This is a genomic window from Enterobacter cloacae complex sp. OE43NF (assembly GCF_023544405.1).
Classification (GTDB): Bacteria; Pseudomonadota; Gammaproteobacteria; order Enterobacterales; family Enterobacteriaceae; genus Enterobacter; species Enterobacter cloacae.
In genome coordinates this window covers 60,392-79,967 of record NZ_JAMJFW010000001.1, presented here as the reverse complement: position 1 = coordinate 79,967, position 19,576 = coordinate 60,392, and the positions used below count along the sequence as shown (strand labels likewise).

The 19,576-nt window shown below is 55.4% G+C and carries 19 protein-coding genes and 1 other annotated feature; of the genes, 5 read left to right on the top strand and 14 right to left on the bottom strand.

Features of this window, described 5'->3' with window-relative positions; all coding sequences use genetic code 11:
* Positions 1-17: 17 nt before the first annotated feature.
* The 7 genes from M8370_RS00420 to yjjY all read right to left on the bottom strand — a co-directional run bounded on the left by M8370_RS00420 (position 18) and on the right by yjjY (position 6,825).
* Positions 18-311, bottom strand: a complete 294-nt coding sequence (locus M8370_RS00420; protein WP_038981154.1) for a DUF2502 domain-containing protein — start codon at positions 309-311, stop codon at positions 18-20.
* A 243-nt stretch (positions 312-554) separates the two neighbouring features.
* Positions 555-1,841, bottom strand: a complete 1,287-nt coding sequence (gene thrC, locus M8370_RS00415; RefSeq protein ID WP_095907323.1) for a threonine synthase — start codon at positions 1,839-1,841, stop codon at positions 555-557.
* A 3-nt stretch (positions 1,842-1,844) separates the two neighbouring features.
* Positions 1,845-2,774, bottom strand: coding sequence for a homoserine kinase (gene thrB / locus M8370_RS00410; RefSeq protein WP_013095510.1), 930 nt, complete (start codon positions 2,772-2,774; stop codon positions 1,845-1,847).
* A 1-nt stretch (position 2,775) separates the two neighbouring features.
* Complete coding sequence (gene thrA / locus M8370_RS00405; RefSeq protein WP_218656398.1) at positions 2,776-5,238, bottom strand: bifunctional aspartate kinase/homoserine dehydrogenase I; 2,463 nt, start codon at positions 5,236-5,238, stop codon at positions 2,776-2,778.
* Between the two features lie 24 nt (positions 5,239-5,262).
* Positions 5,263-5,380, bottom strand: a sequence feature (Thr leader region).
* On the bottom strand, positions 5,319-5,387 hold the full coding sequence (gene thrL / locus M8370_RS00400) for a thr operon leader peptide (RefSeq protein ID WP_015572623.1): 69 nt from the start codon (positions 5,385-5,387) through the stop codon (positions 5,319-5,321). It overlaps the preceding feature by 62 nt.
* 211 nt (positions 5,388-5,598) lie before the next feature.
* Positions 5,599-6,285: a tRNA/rRNA methyltransferase gene (locus M8370_RS00395; protein WP_250020362.1), complete on the bottom strand. Its 687-nt coding sequence runs from the start codon at positions 6,283-6,285 to the stop codon at positions 5,599-5,601.
* A 399-nt stretch (positions 6,286-6,684) separates the two neighbouring features.
* On the bottom strand, positions 6,685-6,825 hold the full coding sequence (gene yjjY, locus M8370_RS00390; protein ID WP_001541509.1) for a YjjY family protein: 141 nt from the start codon (positions 6,823-6,825) through the stop codon (positions 6,685-6,687).
* Between the two features lie 95 nt (positions 6,826-6,920).
* Here yjjY and arcA point away from each other — a divergent pair, with 95 nt between their 5' ends.
* Positions 6,921-7,637 (top strand): two-component system response regulator ArcA, encoded by a 717-nt coding sequence (gene arcA, locus M8370_RS00385; RefSeq protein WP_003856501.1) that lies wholly within the window; start codon positions 6,921-6,923, stop codon positions 7,635-7,637.
* A gap of 46 nt (positions 7,638-7,683) precedes the next feature.
* Here arcA and creA read toward each other — a convergent pair whose 3' ends face one another.
* On the bottom strand, positions 7,684-8,157 hold the full coding sequence (creA, locus tag M8370_RS00380) for a protein CreA (RefSeq protein WP_013095506.1): 474 nt from the start codon (positions 8,155-8,157) through the stop codon (positions 7,684-7,686).
* Positions 8,158-8,368: 211 nt separating this feature from the next.
* On the opposite strand from creA, the gene robA reads away from it, so the two are divergent.
* Positions 8,369-9,238, top strand: coding sequence for an MDR efflux pump AcrAB transcriptional activator RobA (robA, locus tag M8370_RS00375; RefSeq protein WP_013095505.1), 870 nt, complete (start codon positions 8,369-8,371; stop codon positions 9,236-9,238).
* Here the strand turns inward: robA and gpmB are convergent.
* Positions 9,235-9,882 carry a 2,3-diphosphoglycerate-dependent phosphoglycerate mutase GpmB gene (gene gpmB / locus M8370_RS00370; RefSeq protein ID WP_013095504.1) on the bottom strand — a complete coding sequence of 216 codons (648 nt, stop codon included), beginning with the start codon at positions 9,880-9,882 and terminating at the stop codon, positions 9,235-9,237. The genes robA and gpmB overlap by 4 nt on opposite strands.
* A 49-nt stretch (positions 9,883-9,931) precedes the next feature.
* Here gpmB and yjjX point away from each other — a divergent pair, with 49 nt between their 5' ends.
* Positions 9,932-10,447, top strand: coding sequence for an inosine/xanthosine triphosphatase (gene yjjX / locus M8370_RS00365; protein WP_029882672.1), 516 nt, complete (start codon positions 9,932-9,934; stop codon positions 10,445-10,447).
* A gap of 27 nt (positions 10,448-10,474) precedes the next feature.
* On the opposite strand, the gene trpR is transcribed toward yjjX, so the two are convergent.
* Together trpR and sltY are read right to left on the bottom strand one after the other, a co-directional pair.
* Entirely contained in the window at positions 10,475-10,804 is a 330-nt protein-coding gene (trpR, locus tag M8370_RS00360) for a trp operon repressor (protein WP_013095502.1), read from the bottom strand.
* A 55-nt stretch (positions 10,805-10,859) separates the two neighbouring features.
* Entirely contained in the window at positions 10,860-12,797 is a 1,938-nt protein-coding gene (gene sltY, locus M8370_RS00355) for a murein transglycosylase (RefSeq protein WP_013095501.1), read from the bottom strand.
* Between the two features lie 227 nt (positions 12,798-13,024).
* Between sltY and ettA the strand changes: the two genes are divergently transcribed.
* Complete coding sequence (gene ettA / locus M8370_RS00350; RefSeq protein WP_013095500.1) at positions 13,025-14,692, top strand: energy-dependent translational throttle protein EttA; 1,668 nt, start codon at positions 13,025-13,027, stop codon at positions 14,690-14,692.
* A 91-nt stretch (positions 14,693-14,783) separates the two neighbouring features.
* Here ettA and M8370_RS00345 read toward each other — a convergent pair whose 3' ends face one another.
* Positions 14,784-15,683: a LysR family transcriptional regulator gene (locus tag M8370_RS00345; RefSeq protein ID WP_045292797.1), complete on the bottom strand. Its 900-nt coding sequence runs from the start codon at positions 15,681-15,683 to the stop codon at positions 14,784-14,786.
* Between the two features lie 108 nt (positions 15,684-15,791).
* On the opposite strand from M8370_RS00345, the gene M8370_RS00340 reads away from it, so the two are divergent.
* On the top strand, positions 15,792-16,793 hold the full coding sequence (locus M8370_RS00340) for a zinc-binding alcohol dehydrogenase family protein (protein WP_013095498.1): 1,002 nt from the start codon (positions 15,792-15,794) through the stop codon (positions 16,791-16,793).
* A gap of 105 nt (positions 16,794-16,898) precedes the next feature.
* Here the strand turns inward: M8370_RS00340 and nadR are convergent, their stop codons facing one another.
* Both nadR and radA read right to left on the bottom strand, forming a co-directional pair.
* Entirely contained in the window at positions 16,899-18,131 is a 1,233-nt protein-coding gene (gene nadR, locus M8370_RS00335; protein ID WP_014830583.1) for a multifunctional transcriptional regulator/nicotinamide-nucleotide adenylyltransferase/ribosylnicotinamide kinase NadR, read from the bottom strand.
* Positions 18,132-18,166: 35 nt separating this feature from the next.
* Complete coding sequence (gene radA / locus M8370_RS00330; RefSeq protein ID WP_013095496.1) at positions 18,167-19,552, bottom strand: DNA repair protein RadA; 1,386 nt, start codon at positions 19,550-19,552, stop codon at positions 18,167-18,169.
* Positions 19,553-19,576: the final 24 nt, after the last annotated feature.

Here is a 19,576-nt window from a genome sequence, read left to right as displayed (position 1 = left end):
TGCTGGCGGGGTTTGTATTAGTGATGCTTCCAGTCCGGGCCTGGTCGGTGATCGTCGTGGCGGTGGTCATGACGATCGTCATGATCGCGATGCTCATCATGTGGACGCCAGTGGTTATCGCGCCACTCATAATGCGCCTTCCACCAGTCATGGTCGCGCCAGCGGCCGCCGTCCCAGTAATGGCCGTTATTATCCCGATCGCCAATCTGCAGTTTGACCGCCGGAACCAGGGTGATTTCGGATGCCTGTACCGCCATGGGAGCGACCAGCATCAGTGAAAGCGCAATCAGCGCAGGTTTCAGTTTAGACATCGGTGACTCCTTATGATTCTTGCCCAACGTGGGCCGATGTAAGGAGATTACGTGAGGGGAACCTGAGATGTTATTCTCTGCAATCCTAAACGCTAAGTGACCGCATTTATTGGGAATTTCTGCTTTTTCCCTGCTATTTTTCTCCTTATTTTCTTCACAAAAAAGCCGGGTGATGCTTCGCTTACCCGGCCTACGATTGAGATTGTTGCAGGCCCGGTAAGCGCAGCGCCACCGGGCAAAAAATCACGCTCGGGTCATCATCAGCTTACGCAGCGCGGCAAAATCCGCCGGCAGCTCATGAGAGAGCAGCGGCAGGTCAGCGCGATCCGCCAGCTCTTTCGGCAGCGGCAGCGTTTCACCCAGAATCTCTTCCACGCTCTCTTTGAATTTTGCCGGATGCGCCGTCCCCAGGAACAGGCCATACTCGCCAGGATTCAGCTGGTCGCGCAGCGCACGGTAAGCAATCGCCGCATGCGGTTCAGAGGTATACCCCACCGCTTTCAGCTCACGCATGGTGCTTTTGGTGGTTTCATCGGTGACCGCCGCATAGCCCAGATCGCCCAGACGCCACACTTTACGGCGGAACAGCTCTTCCACGCGCGGCCAGTTGTTTGGCTGTGACACGTCCATCGCGTTAGAGAGCGTCGCCTGGGTCGCGTTCGGCGCCCATTTACCGTCTTTCAGGAAGCGTGGCACGGTGTCGTTGGCGTTGGTCGCCGCAATAAAGCGTTTCACCGGCAGCCCGAGGGATTTCGCCAGCAGGCCCGCGGTCAGGTCGCCAAAGTTTCCGCTCGGTACCGAAACCACCAGCTGATTGCGCGCCTCTTGCGGCAGTTGGGCAACCGCTTCGAAGTAGTAGCAAATCTGCGCCAGCAGGCGGCTGATGTTAATGGAGTTAGCAGAGTTGAGCCCCAGCGCGGCTTTCAGCTCTTCATCATCGAAGGCCTGTTTCACCAGTGCCTGACAGGCATCGAAGTCGCCATCTACCGCCACGGTTTCAATGTTGCCGCCGAGGGTGCAGAACAGTTTTTCCTGGAGTGGGCTGATCTTGCCTTTCGGATAGAGGATCACCACGCGGACGTTCTTCAGACCGTAAAAAGCATGCGCCACGGCGGCACCGGTATCCCCGGAGGTAGCGGTCAGAATGGTGACCGGCTTGTCGCCGCAGATGTGGGTAAGCATCTGCGCCATAAAGCGGCCGCCGAAGTCTTTAAACGCCAGGGTTGGGCCGTGGAACAGCTCCAGACAGCCCACATCCGGCTCAACCTGCTGAACCGGTGCCGGGAAGGCGAACGCCGCACGTACGCGCTCTTCCAGCAACTCCTGCGGGATTTCGTCGCCGATAAACGCAGACAAAATTTTTGTGCTGCGAGTGACAAAGTCCTGCTTCAGCAGCTCATCAATGTCGGTCAGCGGGAATTCAGGGAGATCGTGAGGGAAGAACAGCCCCTGATTTTTGCCCAGTCCCTGAGTCACCGCCTGCGCGAAGCTGACCTGCTCGTTATGATCTTTCAGATTATAGAGTTTCATTCGTTATCCCAGTACTCGTGCGCCAGCCGTGTCCAGACGGCAAATATGAACAAAGCCTTCCTGATTTTGCAGGTAGTGTTTAGAGAGCCAGTCCGCCACGCGCTGCGCGGTGTCTGGCTTATCGCACAGGGCGAACAGCGTCGGGCCGGAGCCGGAGATGCCGCACGCCTGCGCGCCAATATCAAGCGATGCCTGTCGCGCCTCATTAAAGCCAGGCAGCAACTTCGTACGATACGGTTCGGCAATCACATCTTTCATCAATTTCGCCGCCAGCTGTGGCTGACGGGTATAACAGGCGTGAATAAAGCCTGCCAGATGACGCCCATGGGCGATGCAGTCCTGACGGCGATACTGCGCAGGCAGGATCGCCCGCGCTTCCGCAGTAGACACTTTGATACCCGGGTAGGCCAGGACCCACAGCCACTCATCAAACCCTGGCACCTGCTGGCTGATGATGCCATTTTCTTCGATCATCAACTGCATACCGCCGAGGAAACACGGCGCGACGTTATCGTAGTGGATACTGCCAGAGATGCGGCCTTCCAGCTCACCCATTAACCCCAGCAGACGGCTATTGTTCAGGGGTTTGCCACAGTGCTCATTCATCGCCACCAGCGCGGCCACAACAGAGCAGGCACTTGATCCCAGGCCAGAGCCAATCGGCATACTTTTTTCCAGCGTCATGGCGACCGGCACGTTTTTCCCGATCTCCTGACAGAAACGCTCCCAGCACTGATAGACAATATTCTCGCGCGGTTCGGACGGCAGCTTGCTGGCAAAACGTCCCACGTTATTCAGGCTGAAACTTTCTGCCGCTTCCACCGTGACCGTATCGCCCAATAGTGAACCGTCCACCGGCGTCACCGCCGCACCCAGCACATCAAACCCGACGCTCATATTGGCGCTGGAAGCCGGGGCATAAACTTTGACCATGTTAAACTCCTAACTTCCATGACAGGGTACGCAGCAGATCGGCAAACACACCCGCCGCCGTAACATCGTTCCCTGCACCATAGCCGCGAAGCACCAGCGGCAATGGCTGATAATAGTGGCTGTAAAACGCCAGGGCGTTTTCGCCGTTTTTGACTTTGTACAACGGATCGTTGCCATCGACTTCGGCAATCTTCACCCGGCACACGCCATCTTCTTCAATGTTGCCAACATAGCGCAATACCTTACCTTCATCACGGGCTTTCGCCACGCGTGCGGCAAAAGCGTCATCCAGCTGCGGTAAATTATCCATAAAGGCGCTGACGTCACCGCTGCTGTCAAATTCAGCCGGCAGCACGGGTTCTATCACGATATCGGATAGCTCCAGTTCACGGCCCGTTTCGCGCGCCAGAATAAGCAGTTTGCGCGCCACGTCCATACCGGAGAGATCGTCACGCGGATCCGGCTCGGTGTAGCCCAGTTCACGCGCGGCGCGGGTTGCTTCTGAGAGGCTCATCCCTTCATCCAGCTTACCGAAAATAAAGGACAGCGAACCGGAGAGAATGCCGGAGAAACGTTGCAGTTCGTCGCCCGCGTTCAGCAGGTTCTGCAGGTTTTCGATAACCGGCAGGCCCGCCCCCACATTGGTGTCGTACAGGAACTTGCGACGCGATTTGCTCGCCGCCAGACGCAGCTGGTGATAGTAATCCATCGACGAGGTGTTGGCCTTTTTGTTCGGCGTGACCACGTGGAAGCCTTCGCGCAGGAAGTCCGCGTACTGATCGGCAACCGCCTGGTTCGACGTACAATCGACAATCACCGGGTTCAGCAGGTGATACTCTTTCACCAGACGGATCAGACGCCCAAGGTTGAACGGCTCTTTTGCCTCGTTCAACTCGGCCTGCCAGTTTTCCAGGTTCAGCCCGTGAACGTTGGTCAACAGCGCTTTTGAGTTGGCGATCCCGCAGACGCGCAGATCGATATGCTTCTTCTTCAGCCACTCCTGCTGACGCTTCACCTGCTCCAGCAGCGCACCGCCAACACCGCCCACGCCAATCAGGAACAGCTCAATCACCTGATCGGTGTTGAACAGCATCTGATGAACCACGCGTACGCCGGTAGTCGCGTCATCGTTATCAACCACCACCGAAATAGAACGCTCGGATGAGCCCTGGGCAATCGCCACGATATTAATATTGGCGCGCGCCAGCGCGGCAAAGAACTTGGCGGAGATACCGCGCAGCGTGCGCATACCGTCGCCAACCACGGAGATAACCGCAAGACGTTCTTGAATGGATAATGGCTCCAGCAGCTCTTCTTTCAGCTCCAGATAGAACTCTTCTTCCAGCGCACGACGGGCGCGCAGACAGTCACCCTGCGGCACGCAGAAGCTGATGCTGTATTCCGATGAGGACTGGGTGATCAGCACCACAGAGATCCCATTGCGTGACATTGCGGCAAACACGCGCGCCGCCATGCCAACCATCCCTTTCATACCAGGCCCGGAGACGCTGAACATTGCCATGTTGTTGAGGTTAGAGATACCTTTCACCGGCAGGCCATCTTCGTCGGTGCTGGCGCCAATCAGCGTGCCAGGCGCTTGCGGGTTACCGGTATTTTTAATCAGGCAAGGGATCTGGAACTGGGCAATGGGGGAGATGGTACGAGGGTGAAGCACTTTCGCGCCGAAGTAGGAAAGCTCCATCGCCTCCTGGTAAGACATCGACTTCAGCAGCCTGGCGTCCGGTACCTGGCGCGGGTCGCAGGTGTATACGCCGTCAACGTCAGTCCAGATCTCGCAACAGTCCGCGCGTAAACAGGCGGCCAGCACAGCAGCAGAGTAATCAGAGCCGTTACGGCCCAGCACCACCAGTTCACCCTTTTCATTGCCGGCGGTGAAGCCCGCCATCAGGATCATATGGTCAGAAGGAATTTTGCTCGCAGCGATGCGGCGGGTTGATTCAGCAATATCAACGGTGGATTCGAGGTAGTGGCCCACCGCCAGCAGTTTTTCAACCGGATCAATCACCGTGACGTGATGCCCGCGCGCTTCCAGCAGGCCCGCCATGATGGCGATAGAGAGTTTCTCACCGCGGCAAATCAACGCCGCGTTGATGCTGTCCGGGCACTGACCCAGCAGGCTGATACCGTGCAGCACATGTTTAATCTGGGCAAGTTCTTGTTCTACGAAGGCTTTCAGCTGTACGAGCGGGAAACCTGGCTGTGCCTCCGCCAGTCCCTGAAGTAGCTCGGCGAAGATACGCTCGGCATCGCTAATGTTCGGAAGTGCATCCTGACCGCCAATGGTCTTTTCAATCATCGCCACCAGGTGGTTAGTGATTTTTGCCGGCGCAGAGAGAACGGTCGCGACCTGTCCCTGCCTGGCGTTGCTCTCCAGGATATCGGCAACACGCAGAAAGCGTTCTGCATTTGCCACTGATGTACCGCCGAACTTCAACACTCGCATGGTTCTACCTCGTTTCCTTTAGCCGAAAAAAAAGCCCGCACTGTTCAGGTGCGGGCTTTTTTCTGTTTTTCCTGTACGCGTCAGCCCGCATCGTTACCTGTGGTAATGATGATGGTTGTGGTAATGGTGGTGATGCTGATGCGTTTCATGGATGTTGTGTACTCTGTCATTATTATCTGTCTGTGCTGTATTCTTTTAGGGTTAAAGGATCGGGCACCTTAAGTCAATGAATTTTTAATTTGATCACAATTCAGTGCATTCTTACGTCCCGCTGCGTGCAGATTTATTTTCATCCGATTCCGCCAGAGGCAACCCTTAACGTCAGACGCTTACGCCATAGTAAAAACTTATGGCAGCATTTTACTCGGATAATTTTTTTTCGATATCGTGCAGCAAACGGTGCAGCATTGCCGTATCGCGCTGCTCCAGACGCCCAAGACGCTGCTGCAGCCAGTCAGCCATTTTTTGGTCATCCGCCACGCCAAGTTGCATCAGCAGGTTGTCAACGCGCGTACGCAGCGCGGCCAGTTGGTTTTCGTCGGTACCCACCGCTGGCGGTTGGGGAATTTGTATTAAGGACGCTAATTGATAGCAATAGACCATCACCGCCTGGCCTAAATTCAGGGACGGGTAATCCGCGACCATCGGAGCCCCCGTCAGCACATCCGCGAGCGCCAGTTCGTCGTTTGTTAATCCTGAATCTTCCCGCCCAAACACCAGCGCCGCTTTTTCCAGCCACTGGCTTTTCTCGCTCAGCATCGGTACCAGTTCCGCTGGCGTGGCGTAATAGTGGAACTTCGCCCGACTGCGCGCCGTGGTCGCAACGGTAAACGAAATATCGTGCAGCGCGTCGGCGAGCGTGTCGTAAGTGGTTATATTATCAAGAATATCGCCCGACCCGTGCGCCACCCAACGCGCCGCGGGCTCCAGGTGAGCAGCGCTGTCCACAATACGCAAATCGGTGAACCCCATGGTCTTCATGGCACGCGCCGCAGCGCCTATATTTTCAGCTCTGGCTGGCGCGACCAGTACAATCGACAGATGCATTTATGCTCTCTTTTTAATCAGTTAGCGGGGATTAATGTGATGCGCGTCAACATATTACGCGGCGCGAATTTACAATTCTGCAACACAAATCACCGAAATAGCGTTTCATAACAAATTAAAAGCGCTAAACTATTTTGTAGCTGAACAATCATTTAGAATGTTAACAGAACCTGATTATCCTTATGTTTTATAATGATAATGACAGGGTGAATACGCGATTTAAGTTGGATTCGTAACGTTTATCAATCAAGATCCGCAACTAGTTGGTTTATTGAAAAATTGTGACAAAGGCTAGCATTTAGCTATGATGATTTCATCAAACTGTTAACGTGCTACAATTGAACTTGATATATGTCAACGAAGCGTAGTTTTATTGGGTGTCAGGTGTCACTTAGCCTGTTATGTTGCTGTTAAAATGGTTAGGATGACAGCCGTTTTTGACACTGTCGGGTCCAAAGGGAAAGTACCCACGACCAAGCTAATGATGTTGTTGACGTTGATGGAAAGTGCATCAAGAACGCAATTACGTACTTTAGTCACGTTAGCCCGGTCATGTTAATTTGCGACATGCATCAGGCAGGTCAGGGACTTTTGTACTTCCTGTTTCGATTTAGTTGGCAATTTAGGTAGCAAACATGCAGACCCCGCACATTCTTATCGTTGAAGACGAGTTGGTAACACGCAACACGTTGAAGAGCATTTTCGAAGCAGAAGGCTACGATGTCTTTGAAGCGACCGATGGCGCAGAGATGCATCAGATCCTTTCTGAAAATGATATCAACCTGGTCATTATGGATATCAATCTGCCAGGTAAAAACGGCCTTCTGCTGGCGCGCGAACTGCGTGAACAGGCGAACGTCGCATTAATGTTCCTGACAGGCCGTGATAACGAAGTTGATAAGATCCTTGGCCTGGAAATCGGTGCGGATGACTACATCACCAAACCGTTTAACCCACGCGAGTTAACCATTCGTGCACGCAACCTGCTGTCCCGCACCATGAACCTGGGCACCGTCAGCGAAGAGCGTCGTAGCGTAGACAGCTACAAATTCAACGGCTGGGAACTCGATATCAATAGCCGTTCACTGATCAGCCCGAACGGTGAGCAGTATAAACTGCCGCGCAGTGAATTCCGCGCGATGCTGCACTTCTGTGAAAACCCGGGCAAAATTCAGTCCCGTGCAGAACTGCTGAAGAAAATGACCGGCCGTGAGCTGAAGCCACACGACCGTACTGTAGACGTGACCATCCGTCGTATTCGTAAACATTTCGAATCTACGCCAGATACGCCGGAAATCATCGCCACAATTCACGGCGAAGGCTATCGTTTCTGCGGTGACCTGCAGGAGTGATCCCGCAGTCAACACCATAAAAAACGGCGCGAAAGCGCCGTTTTTTTTATTCCCGCCATGGCATAATCGGCACCGCGCTAATCGCGTTTTTCGGTGAGCCTTCCACTACTTTGTCGGAGTAAGCAAGGTAGGCCAGGGTGTTACGTTTAGCATCGTAAAAACGCACCACCTGCAGCTTTTTGAAGACCAGCGACGTCCGTTTCTGGAACACCACATCCCCCTGCGCTTTGCCGTTTTTGATTTTCTCGCTCAGTTCAACCGGCCCGACCTGCTGGCAGGAGATGGCCGCATCGGATGTATCCTCGGCCAGTCCCAGACCGCCTTTAATCCCCCCGGTTTTTGCCCGGCTAACGTAGCAGGTGACGTTTTTCACATCCGGATCGTCAAACGCCTCCACCACAATTTTGTGGTCCGGCCCAAACATTTTAAACACGGTATCGACAGAACCAATCTGTTCCGCCTGCGCCGCGCGGCCCGCTATCAGCAGTAAGGCTGTTAAGAGCAATGTCTTATATTTCATATTGTTACCATTTCTTAATATTACGTTGAGCGATTATTCAACACGTTAGACAAAAATGTAGCAAGATCACAGGATTAGAATATATTCACCCAAAACGCAGGACAAAAAGCATTAATGAGCAAAAAAAACACTGAATGCTAAAACATCAAAAAATGCTATTATCCGCTAACCTGTTATCAGGCACCTGCTGTTTTAAGGATGAGGATAGTATATGGATCAGGCTGGAATTATTCGCGACCTGCTAACCTGGCTGGAAGGTCATCTTGACCAGCCTTTGTCACTGGATAATGTGGCGGCTAAAGCAGGCTATTCCAAGTGGCATCTGCAAAGGATGTTCAAGGATGTCACCGGTCATGCTATCGGTGCCTATATTCGCGCACGTCGTTTATCTAAATCTGCGGTGGCCTTACGCCTGACCGCGCGGCCCATTCTTGATATTGCCCTGCAGTATCGTTTCGACTCGCAACAAACATTCACCCGAGCTTTTAAAAAACAGTTCTCGTTGACGCCAGCACTCTATCGCCGCTCACCTGACTGGAGCTCATACGGTATGCGCCCGCCGCTGCGTCTGGGCGAGTTCGCCATGCCGAAGTACGAAATCATTACCCTGCCGGAAACCCATTTGATCGGTACGACACAGAGCTACACCTGTTCTCTGGAGCAGATTTCTGAGTTCCGCCATCAAATGCGCGTTCAGTTCTGGCGCGACTTCCTGAGCCATGCCCCGGCGATCCCGCCTATCCTGTATGGTCTCAACGAAACGCATCCAAGCCAGGAAAAAGACGACGAGCAGGAGGTGTTCTACACCACCGCGTTAACGCCGGAGATGGCCAATGGCTATATTCAGGGCTCTAAACCGGTCGTGCTGGAAGGCGGAGAGTATGTGATGTTCTCCTACGAAGGGCTGGGAACGGGCGTACAGGAATTCATCCTGACCGTTTACGGAACATGCATGCCTATGCTGAACCTGAATCGCCGTAAAGGTCAGGATATTGAGCGCTACTACCCGGCAAGCGATGCGAAACCGGAAGAAGGCCCCATTAATCTGCGGATGGAATTCTTAATCCCGATCCGTCGTTAGCGCTGCAGTTCATCCAGTGCAGGGGCATCAAGATGCGAAATGTCCCCTGCCATCTCAACGACCCATCCCGACGCCAGCCACGCGCTTTCCTGATAATCAATACGGGAAATAGAGCAGTTGCGCAGACGCAAACGGCGCTCCGCATAGGCCGGTAACCCCAGAATGGTGCTGACCAGACATCCCAGCGCAATCCCGTGACTCACCAGCAGTGGACGGCTTCCGGCGGGCAGCTTCAGGCATTCCGCCAGCGCAGCATGCATACGCACGCTCAGCTCCTGCATGGATTCGCCCTCAGGGATACGGCCATCTTCGGTACCGTTAACCAGCGTGCGGCGCCAGCCCTCTTCCGTTTCCGTCAGCGTATCGATATGGCGTTTTTCGAGCACCCCCATATCCAGCTCGCGCAGGCGCGGTTCAAGCAGCACATCACAACCACAGGCATCAGCAATTATGCGCGCCGTCTGCTGCGTGCGACCTAGATCGCTGGTGATGACATGGGTAATGCCCAGCGTTCTGGCACGTTCTGCCACCTGCCACGCTTGCTGCACACCCTTTTCAGTGAGAGGACTGTCGGACTGGCCTTGAATACGTCGCTCGGCGTTCCACTGCGTTTCACCGTGGCGAACAAGGTATACCTGTAACATGCTTTTTTTCCGTTATACTGCGATGAGTTTTTTTGAATCGAGCTTAATTATGCACCATGTTGTCTCTGCTACCACCAATCCTGCCAAAATTCAGGCAATTCTAAGGGCATTTGAAGAGATTTTCGGCGAAGGATCCTGCCATATTGATGCCGTCGGCGTCGAGAGTGGCGTTCCTGAACAGCCGTTTGGCAGCGAAGAAACGCGCGCTGGCGCACGAAATCGCGTGTTAAATGCGAAAGCGGCCGCACCCGATGCCGACTTCTGGGTCGCCATTGAAGCGGGAATTGACGAAGGCGCGACGTTTAGCTGGGTGGTTATCGAAAGCCGCGAACAGCGTGGTGAAGCACGCTCGGCCACCCTGCCGCTGCCGGACATCATTCTGGAAAAAGTGCGCGCAGGCGAAGCGCTCGGGCCAGTGATGTCGCAATACACCGGCATTGATGAAATAGGCCGTAAAGAAGGAGCAATTGGCGTCTTTACTGCTGGCGCGCTTACGCGCTCAAGCGTTTACCATCAGGCAGTGATCCTGGCGTTAAGCCCGTTCCATAACGCCATTTATCGTTGAACGTGCAGGCCGGATAAGGCGCAGCCGTCATCCGGCGTTTTTCAGCAATACCGCTTCCAGCCACTGACGCAGCTCAACCGGCGCAGACTTCAGGCTGTTTGAACCGCGGGTGATCGTCGCGATCCCCGCGCCCAGCTCGTTTTTGAGCTCACGCTGGCTCATCTCACCGCGCAGTAACTCTTCGATGATCCGCACGCGCGTGCCCAACGCCTCACGCTCGTCAGGCGTCAGCATCAGTTGCAGCAGGGGTAGATGCAGATCCTGGTCGTAAGACTGGCGGAGCAACTCCACAAAACGAAGCCACTCCTGATGACGTTGTTCGGCCAGTGCCGAGGAATACGGGGAATGCTGGGTCATGTTATGCCGCCTGTTGTACTCATTAACGAGTACAGCATAACACAACCCATCCCAATCAGTAACGTCTCTGCCACTCCGCATCGCTCATCAGGGTATCTTTTTGCCCCATGAAGTAACGGTAGTAGGCATCATACGCCAGCACGTTCTTCACGTAGCCGCGCGTTTCTGAGAACGGAATGCTCTCGACAAACGCCACGGCGTCGATGCGTCCGGCGCTGTTACCCAGCCAGGTACGCACGCGCCCTGGGCCCGCGTTATACGCCGCAGAGGCGAAAATGCGGTTGTTACCAAACTGCTGATAGACGTACTGCAGATAACTGGTACCAATGTTGATGTTGGTATCCGGATCCAGCAGCTGTGATGGACTGCTGTATCCCGGGATATTAAACATCTTCACCGTATGCGTCGCCGTGCCCGGCATAATCTGCATCAGGCCGCTGGCCCCTACCGGGGAACGGACTTTCGGGTTCCAGGCGCTCTCCTGACGGGCAATCGCCATGGCATAGCTTTGCGGAATATCTTTACCGCTGGTGTAGCGATCGAACAGATCTTTGTAGGCCAGCGGGAAACGTTCTTCGAGATGATCCCACAGCTTGCCAGCGATCGTCGCCTGAACGCTCAGATCCCACCAGTGGTTATCAAAGGCGTAACGGGCAAGCTGGGCTTTCTCATCCGTAGTGCGGCTGGTGACCAGATTCGCCCACTCGCTACGGGCGGTGTTGTCCATATTCCAGTACATCAGCTCGCGCACGCGCGCCATTTCCGGCCCCTGGGTCAACGCCGGGCTGGCGTTACCCGGCGCTTTATCAATGCGGAAGGTGTACTCCTCACCCAGACGCTGCGCGGCCACCATCGGGTAGAAGCCTCGCTGCTGCATCAGCGCGTGGAGGATCTCTTTGGCTTCGTCATCGCGTCCCCGCTCCATCAGCAGATCCGCCTGCCAGTAGCGCCATTCGTCTTTCTCTTTGGCTTCCATCGGCAGACGCGCAAGCCAGGTATTGAGGCCTTTACGATCGCCCGTCCCCAGCGCCATGCGCACGCGACGTTCCACCAGCGACGTGGAGTTGGAGCGCATAATGGCATCGTCCCGCCAGCGGGCCTGTTCGTCGGTTACGTCCGAGCCCATCAGTCTCCACGCCACGATGTCGCGCAGTTCCTGGGTTTGCTCTTCATTGAGCTGCTGTGCCTGCACCAGCTGCGGGATCATCAGCCGCGCGTTTTCGACATCGTCACGCGCCACGCTGGCAAAGGCCACCGCCGCCATCTGTCGGGTAAAATCGGTCGCTCCCGTGCTGCGGGCAAAGGTCAGAACGCTGTTGGGATCGTTTGCCAGCGACATCACGGCCGTGGAAATGGTCTGGTAATCCGACGGCATTTGTCCCGCCAGAGCCATCACCAGACGCGTGTTTCCGGCTTTCATCGCCAGACGGATACGTTCAAGGTAAGCCAGCGGATCCTGTTTACCGGAAGCACGCCAGGCACCAAAGAGCGAATCACAAGCGTTCGGCTGGCTTTTCCCGGTCAGCCACAGCTCTTTTGCCCCGGCCCAGGCCTCCTCCTGCTGACCGGTGGCCCATTTTGCATAGTAATAGTTACACTGGGCTTCCGTGGTGTTCGGTTTTTCCGGGCTGAACGCCAGCAGACCGCGCCAGTCTTCACGACGCGCCAGCTCGTTTACAAAACGAGACTGCAGGTTCCGGGCGGGCGGCAGGGTCGGATTCGCCTGAATGAAGTTATTCACGGTAACCGTGGGTTGATTCATGAGATCGTCAGTAATCTGGCGATACTCCAGATAGGGATAGAGAGGATAGTCTTTCAGCGTCGGCATCAACGCCTGCACAGTATCCATCTGTTTGTTGTCCCACGCCTGTTTAATCTGGGCGTAGCGGTTACGTTGTTCATCCAGTGAATCGGCATGCACCGCCTGGCTTACCGCCATTACGCATACGCTGGCCGCCAGCAGACGCCAGACCACCCGTTTGGCTTTTTCCACAAGCTCTTCCTCATTGTTTTTTCGTCAATTGCAGCGTCTTGCCACGTCAAAGTCTAATTAACTTATGCTAACCAGGCATCCCGGAACGCGCCACGTTACGGACACTTTTTTACCTTTCCTGCGCGTTTTAACACTCCCGACGTTCCTGGCTGGGATTAGGGCGGGAAAAAGGCTACACTTCGAGGCTGAAATTCCTTTTCATCACGATAAAAGAGGCGAAGTCCAACGTGGCTCAATTCGTTTATACCATGCATCGTGTCGGCAAAGTGGTACCGCCGAAACGTCATATTCTTAAAAATATCTCGCTGAGCTTCTTCCCGGGCGCAAAAATCGGTGTTCTGGGCCTCAACGGTGCCGGTAAGTCCACCCTGCTGCGCATCATGGCCGGCATCGATACAGACATCGAAGGTGAAGCCCGTCCGCAGCCTGGCATCAAAATTGGCTACCTGCCGCAGGAACCTCAGCTGAACCCTGAACACACCGTTCGTGAATCGGTTGAAGAAGCGGTATCCGAAGTGGTTAACGCGCTGAAAGGTCTGGATGAAGTGTATGCCAAATACGCCGAGCCAGATGCGGACTTCGATAAACTGGCCGCTCAGCAAGGCAAATTTGAAGAGATTATCCAGGCGCACGACGGTCACAACCTGAACGTGCAGCTGGAGCGCGCCGCTGACGCCCTGCGTCTGCCGGACTGGGATGCGAAAATCGCCAACCTCTCCGGTGGTGAGCGTCGCCGCGTGGCGCTGTGCCGTCTGCTGCTGGAAAAACCAGACATGCTGCTGCTCGACGAACCCACTAACCACCTGGATGCGGAATCCGTGGCGTGGCTGGAACGCTTCCTGCACGACTTCGAAGGCACCGTGGTGGCGATCACCCACGACCGTTACTTCCTCGACAACGTGGCGGGCTGGATCCTGGAGCTGGACCGCGGCGAGGGTATCCCATGGGAAGGCAACTACTCTTCCTGGCTGGAGCAGAAAGATCAGCGTCTGGCGCAGGAAGCGTCTGCTGAAGCAGCACGCCGTAAGTCTATTGAGAAAGAGCTGGAGTGGGTACGTCAGGGCACGAAGGGCCGTCAGTCTAAGGGCAAAGCCCGTCTGGCACGCTTCGAAGAGCTGAACAACACCGAATACCAGAAACGTAACGAAACCAACGAACTGTTTATTCCACCTGGCGCGCGTCTGGGGGATAAAGTGGTCGAAGTCAGCAACCTGCGTAAATCTTACGGTGACCGCGTGCTGATCGACGATCTCTCCTTCTCCGTACCGAAGGGTGCCATCGTCGGTATCATCGGTCCGAACGGGGCGGGTAAATCCACCCTGTTCCGTATGATGTCCGGTCAGGAGCAGCCTGACAGCGGCTCTATCACCCTGGGTGAAACGGTGAAACTGGCGTCCGTTGACCAGTTCCGTGACGCAATGGATAACAGCAAAACCGTGTGGGAAGAAGTCTCCGGCGGGCTGGATATCATGCGTATCGGCAACACCGAGATGCCAAGCCGTGCCTACGTTGGCCGCTTTAACTTCAAAGGTACCGATCAGGGTAAACGCGTCGGCGAGTTGTCCGGTGGTGAGCGTGGTCGTCTGCATCTGGCGAAGCTGCTGCAGGTTGGCGGTAACGTACTGCTGCTCGATGAACCAACCAACGACCTCGACATCGAAACCCTGCGCGCGCTGGAAAACGCCCTGCTGGAGTTCCCGGGCTGTGCCATGGTTATCTCGCACGACCGTTGGTTCCTTGACCGTATCGCCACCCACATTCTGGACTACCAGGATGAAGGGAAAGTGGAGTTCTTCGAAGGTAACTTCACCGAATACGAAGAGTACAAGAAACGCACGCTGGGCGCAGACGCGCTGGAGCCGAAGCGTATTAAGTACAAGCGTATCGCGAAATAAAAGCACAACGGCAACTTCGGTTGCCGTTTTTTATGTTTGTTCCCTCTCCCCGAGGAAGAGGGTCAGGGTGAGGGCAACAGGCCGCACATAATCACCCACCCACGTAAAACCGCTTCACCTCATCAAACTGCATCGCAAAGTCGATATAGCTCATCAGCGCAGGCGAATTGAGCTTACGGCTCGGATAGGCGAGCCAGAGATCGTTTCCTTCAACGTTCCACTCCGGTAGCACCTGCACCAACGCCCCTTTTTCAATTTTATCTTCCAGCAAAAAAGCGGGTAAGAGTGTGATTCCCGCACCAGCTACCGCACATTCACGGGCATACACAAGATTATCCGTCATATGCGCATTGTCCGGCAGATAGCGGTAATCCTCACTCTCGCTTTGCAGGAGCCATTCAGACCAGGCCTTGTGGGTAATACAACGGTGATCCACCAGCTGGCGGGGATGGTGCAGCGGCTCCCGGCGTGCCAGATATTCCGGTGATGCCAGCATATAGCGCGGACAGTGGCCAATCATGCGGCCAATCAGCGAGGAGTCCTGCGGTTTACCGGTACGCAGCGCCACGTCAAAACCAGACTCCACCAGATCGAGCACATCGTCAGAAATAGAGACATCCAGCGAAACGTCAGGATAGCGGAGCTGAAACTCGGCATTCAGGTGTGCCAGTAACGTCGCGCCAATGCCCGCCGGGCAGGTGATACGAAGCCGCCCGCTGGGGTTTTCACGCAGCCGCTGAATGGCATACTCCGCCCTTTCACTGGCCGCCAGCATCTCGCGACAATGCACCAGATAGTGCTCCCCCGCAAAGGTCAGATTCAGCCTGCGCGTGGTGCGGTTTAGCAGGCGGATCCCCACCTGCTGCTCAAGCTGGCTAATCCGCTGGCTAACGCTGGATTTCGGCAGGTCTGCTTTCTGCGCTGCGGCGGTAAAACTGCCCATCTCCGCCACCAGCGCAAACAGCGCCATATCCTGCAGCTGTTTAAACATGATTGTTCACCCCATACGAACACTCCGTTCTTGATTGTCCATCTTATCATGCGCATGACCACTTAATAGACTAGCCTCAACAAAACGCATTCCATTGAGGAGTTGATCATGTCTGTTAAAGCCATTGCCGTTAATCCTGAAAATCCCGCAGCTTTTATTGAGATCACCCAACCGATGCCACAGCCCGGTGAACACGATCTGCTGGTGGAAGTGAAAGCCGTTTCCATCAACCCGGTCGATACCAAAGTGCATGCGAGTCTTGTTAAAAACGGCCTGCAGGCGCCACGCATTCTCGGCTGGGATGCCAGCGGTGTCATCAAAGCGGTGGGGACAAGCGTCACCGGCTTCAAACCGGGCGACGAAGTGTGGTACGCGGGTGATATTACCCGTCCGGGCAGTAATGCCACGCATCAGCTGATTGATGCGCGTATTGTCGGACACAAACCGACAAGCCTTGGCTGGGATGCCGCTGCCGCATTGCCGCTGACCGCGCTCACCGCCTGGGAAGGGCTGTTTGAGCGCCTGAATATTCAGGATGCCGGGTCGGACAAAACGCTGCTGATCATCGGCGGTGCCGGCGGCGTAGGCTCCCTTGCGATCCCGTTTGCGAAGCACAACAGCAAGGTCAGGGTCATCGCCACCGCGTCGCGGGAAGACTCAGCCCAATGGTGTCGCGATCGCGGCGCGGATCTGGTGGTGAATTATCGCGATCTGCAAGGTGAACTGGCCAAACAGGGCATCACCTTTGTGGATTATATTTTCATCCTCAATGATACCGATGGCCACTGGGACGCGGTCAGCGAACTGATTGCGCCGCAGGGACACATCTGCTCCATCGTCGAAAATGCGCACCCGCTGAACCAGGACAAGCTGAAATCCAAATCCGCCGCCCTGCACTGGGAATTCATGTATACCCGCAGCATGTACCAGACTGCCGATATGGCGCGTCAGGGTGAGATCTTAAACGAGGTGGCGAAGCTGGTAGATAACGGCGTGGTGGAGAGTTCGCTCAGCGAAACGCTGCACGGGCTGAGCGTGGAAAGCATTACCGAGGCCCACCGCAAAGTGCTGGACGGGCATATGCGCGGGAAGGTGGTGGTTGCGTTCTGAGTGGATAATTCCCCCTCTCCCCACGGGGGAGAGGGTAAAGACAGCTCCGTACGATCCCCTCTCCCCCATGGGGAGAGGGTTAGGGTGAGGGGCAAGCCTGTGAATTTACCCCTGCTCCCCCATCATCTCCTTCACCAGCTCGACGCAGCGCAGGAAACGGGTGTCGTAATCCGACGCTTCAACGTGGACAAACTCCACGTTGTTCTCATGAAGCATCTCCACCAGCATCGTCTGGAACTCTTTTCTGTCCACTGAGCTACCGAGGCTGCGCATCCCGTCGGCGACCCACGGCGTGTTGTTTTCCAGCAGGATCACCAGGTCGAAGCGATATTCATCGATCAGCGCCTGTACGAACGGGTGCTCGCGTCCTTCATACTTCTTACAGAAAGCTTGTGTGGTGACAAAATCGGTGTCGATGAAGGCCACTTTGTTGGCGTATTTCACCGCGAAATCAATGTACTGAGCATGGCCTAGCGCGATTTTATCGTAATCAGAATACTGCAGCGCCATCTCGTCTCCCCCCAGATGGGAAAAGACATAATCACGTCCGTATTCCCACGCGCTGGTGGTATTGAAGATATTTGCCAGCTTGTTAACCAGCGTCGATTTCCCGCTGGATTCACCGCCCAGAATCGCAACTGTGCGCACAAAGAACGGCTTCACTTCGGTCGGGATGTAATCCCAGTAGCGGAACGGGTTTTCGCGGATCTGCGCCCCGCTGATGTTCATGAATGTACGCTTAGGATCGATCAGCACCGTTTCAATGCCCAGATGCTCGCGGAACTGCGGTGCGTCGGACTCTTCAGAGGTGTAGATCCAGTTGGGCGCAATGCCCTTCTCTTCCATAAATGCTTTAATGCCGTTGCTCCACACGTCCCAGCCGTGTGGATACGGCTCCATGCCCTCTTCGTTAAAGGCATGAATGCGAATGTTTTTCTGATATTTGAAGGTCTGAAGCAGCCAGCGCAGGCGATCCGGCACCGTCGGCTGCTGCGACATGGCGCTGTCTTCAAACAGCTGACGGTCACGGGTTTCATCGTAACCCATGATGATGTGCAGCTCGTCGACCTGGCTACAGGCGCGCTGGATCAGGTAGATATGGCCGGTATGCAGCGGGTAAAACTTACCAAACACCACGCCGATGTTCTTTTGCATACGCGGGAATTCAAGCCCCAGAAAGCGATGTAACGCTTCAAGCTTTTGCGCGCTGGGGCTTTTGATTTTGGCGTTCAGCAACTGGCTAAGATAGCCTTTCGTCATGCCGCTGGCGTCAGCCACCTGCTGTAGCGTGCAGCCTTTCTGACGGATTGCGGTCTTGATGTAGTCAAATGATGACATAAATTACGGTGCCTCCTGCAAAATCGAATACGTAATTATAAGTCGTCAAAGACATTTAACGCATCTGCGAGTTTTTTAACGCCAAAGACCTGCATCCCTTCGGGGATCTTCTTCGGCACGTTGGCCGCCGGCACAATCGCCCGGCGGAAGCCATGTTTCGCCGCCTCGGAGATGCGCTCCTGGCCGCTGGGCACGGGACGGATCTCCCCGGCCAGCCCCACTTCGCCGAAGACCACCAAATCCTGCGGCAGCGGTCTGTCGCGCAGACTGGAGACCATTGCCAGCAGCAGCGCCAGATCGGCACTGGTCTCTGAAACTTTCACGCCCCCGACCACGTTGACGAAGACATCCTGATCGGCCATTTGCAGGCCACCATGACGGTGTAGCACCGCCAGCAGGATCGCCAGACGGTTCTGTTCCAGACCGACCGCCACGCGCCGCGGGTTACCCATCATCGAGTGATCCACCAGCGCCTGAATTTCAACGAGCAGCGGGCGTGTCCCCTCCCACAGCACCATCACCGAACTGCCGGAGGTGACTTCATCCCCCCGGCTCAGGAAGATGGCCGACGGGTTGCTGACTTCGCGCAGCCCCTGCTCGGTCATGGCAAATACGCCTAGCTCGTTCACCGCACCAAAGCGGTTTTTGTGGCTGCGCAGGGTACGGAAGCGGGAGTCTGCGTCGCCGTCCAGCATCACGGAGCAGTCGATACAGTGCTCAAGCACTTTTGGCCCCGCCAGGGAACCATCTTTTGTAACGTGGCCGACCATCACAATCGCCACGCCGCGGGTTTTGGCAAAACGCGTCAGATACGCGGCGGTCTCACGCACCTGCGCCACGCTGCCCGGCGAGGACTGAATATCCGCCATGTGCATCACCTGGATGGAGTCAATCACCATCAGCTTCGGCTGCTCTTCTTCAGCAATCATGCAGATCTGCTCAATGCTGGTTTCCGACAGCATATTCAGATTGCCGGTAGGTAACCCCAGACGGTGTGCTCGCATCGCCACCTGCTGCAGGGACTCTTCGCCAGTGACGTACAGGGTTTTCATCTGCTCGGCGAGCTTGCAGAGCGTTTGCAGCAGCAGGGTCGATTTACCCGCTCCCGGGTTACCGCCGATTAGGATCGCACTGCCCGGCACCACGCCGCCGCCAAGCACGCGGTCAAATTCTTTGAAGCCGGTGGAGAAGCGCGGCAACGCTTCCAGACTGATTTCTGACAGTTTTTGGACTTTTGCCACACCGGCATTACCCGCATAACCGCTCAGGCGTTCATTGCGGGCCACGCTCGGCGAAGCCGCCACACCACGCACTTCGGTGATGGTGTTCCAGGCATGGCAGGCGCTGCATTGCCCCTGCCAGCGCGGATAATCCGCACCACATTCATTACAGACAAATGCGCGTTTTGGGGCTTTAGCCACGGTTTACCTCGTTATTTCAGTGCG

Coding starts and splice junctions, on each gene's coding strand:
- M8370_RS00420 (WP_038981154.1), bottom strand. CDS start 311: ATGTCTAAACTGAAACCTGCGCTGATTGCGCTTTCACTGATGCTGGTC.
- thrC (WP_095907323.1), bottom strand. CDS start 1,841: ATGAAACTCTATAATCTGAAAGATCATAACGAGCAGGTCAGCTTCGCG.
- thrB (WP_013095510.1), bottom strand. CDS start 2,774: ATGGTCAAAGTTTATGCCCCGGCTTCCAGCGCCAATATGAGCGTCGGG.
- thrA (WP_218656398.1), bottom strand. CDS start 5,238: ATGCGAGTGTTGAAGTTCGGCGGTACATCAGTGGCAAATGCAGAACGC.
- M8370_RS00395 (WP_250020362.1), bottom strand. CDS start 6,285: ATGCATCTGTCGATTGTACTGGTCGCGCCAGCCAGAGCTGAAAATATA.
- arcA (WP_003856501.1), top strand. CDS start 6,921: ATGCAGACCCCGCACATTCTTATCGTTGAAGACGAGTTGGTAACACGC.
- creA (WP_013095506.1), bottom strand. CDS start 8,157: ATGAAATATAAGACATTGCTCTTAACAGCCTTACTGCTGATAGCGGGC.
- robA (WP_013095505.1), top strand. CDS start 8,369: ATGGATCAGGCTGGAATTATTCGCGACCTGCTAACCTGGCTGGAAGGT.
- gpmB (WP_013095504.1), bottom strand. CDS start 9,882: ATGTTACAGGTATACCTTGTTCGCCACGGTGAAACGCAGTGGAACGCC.
- yjjX (WP_029882672.1), top strand. CDS start 9,932: ATGCACCATGTTGTCTCTGCTACCACCAATCCTGCCAAAATTCAGGCA.
- trpR (WP_013095502.1), bottom strand. CDS start 10,804: ATGACCCAGCATTCCCCGTATTCCTCGGCACTGGCCGAACAACGTCAT.
- M8370_RS00345 (WP_045292797.1), bottom strand. CDS start 15,683: ATGTTTAAACAGCTGCAGGATATGGCGCTGTTTGCGCTGGTGGCGGAG.
- M8370_RS00340 (WP_013095498.1), top strand. CDS start 15,792: ATGTCTGTTAAAGCCATTGCCGTTAATCCTGAAAATCCCGCAGCTTTT.
- nadR (WP_014830583.1), bottom strand. CDS start 18,131: ATGTCATCATTTGACTACATCAAGACCGCAATCCGTCAGAAAGGCTGC.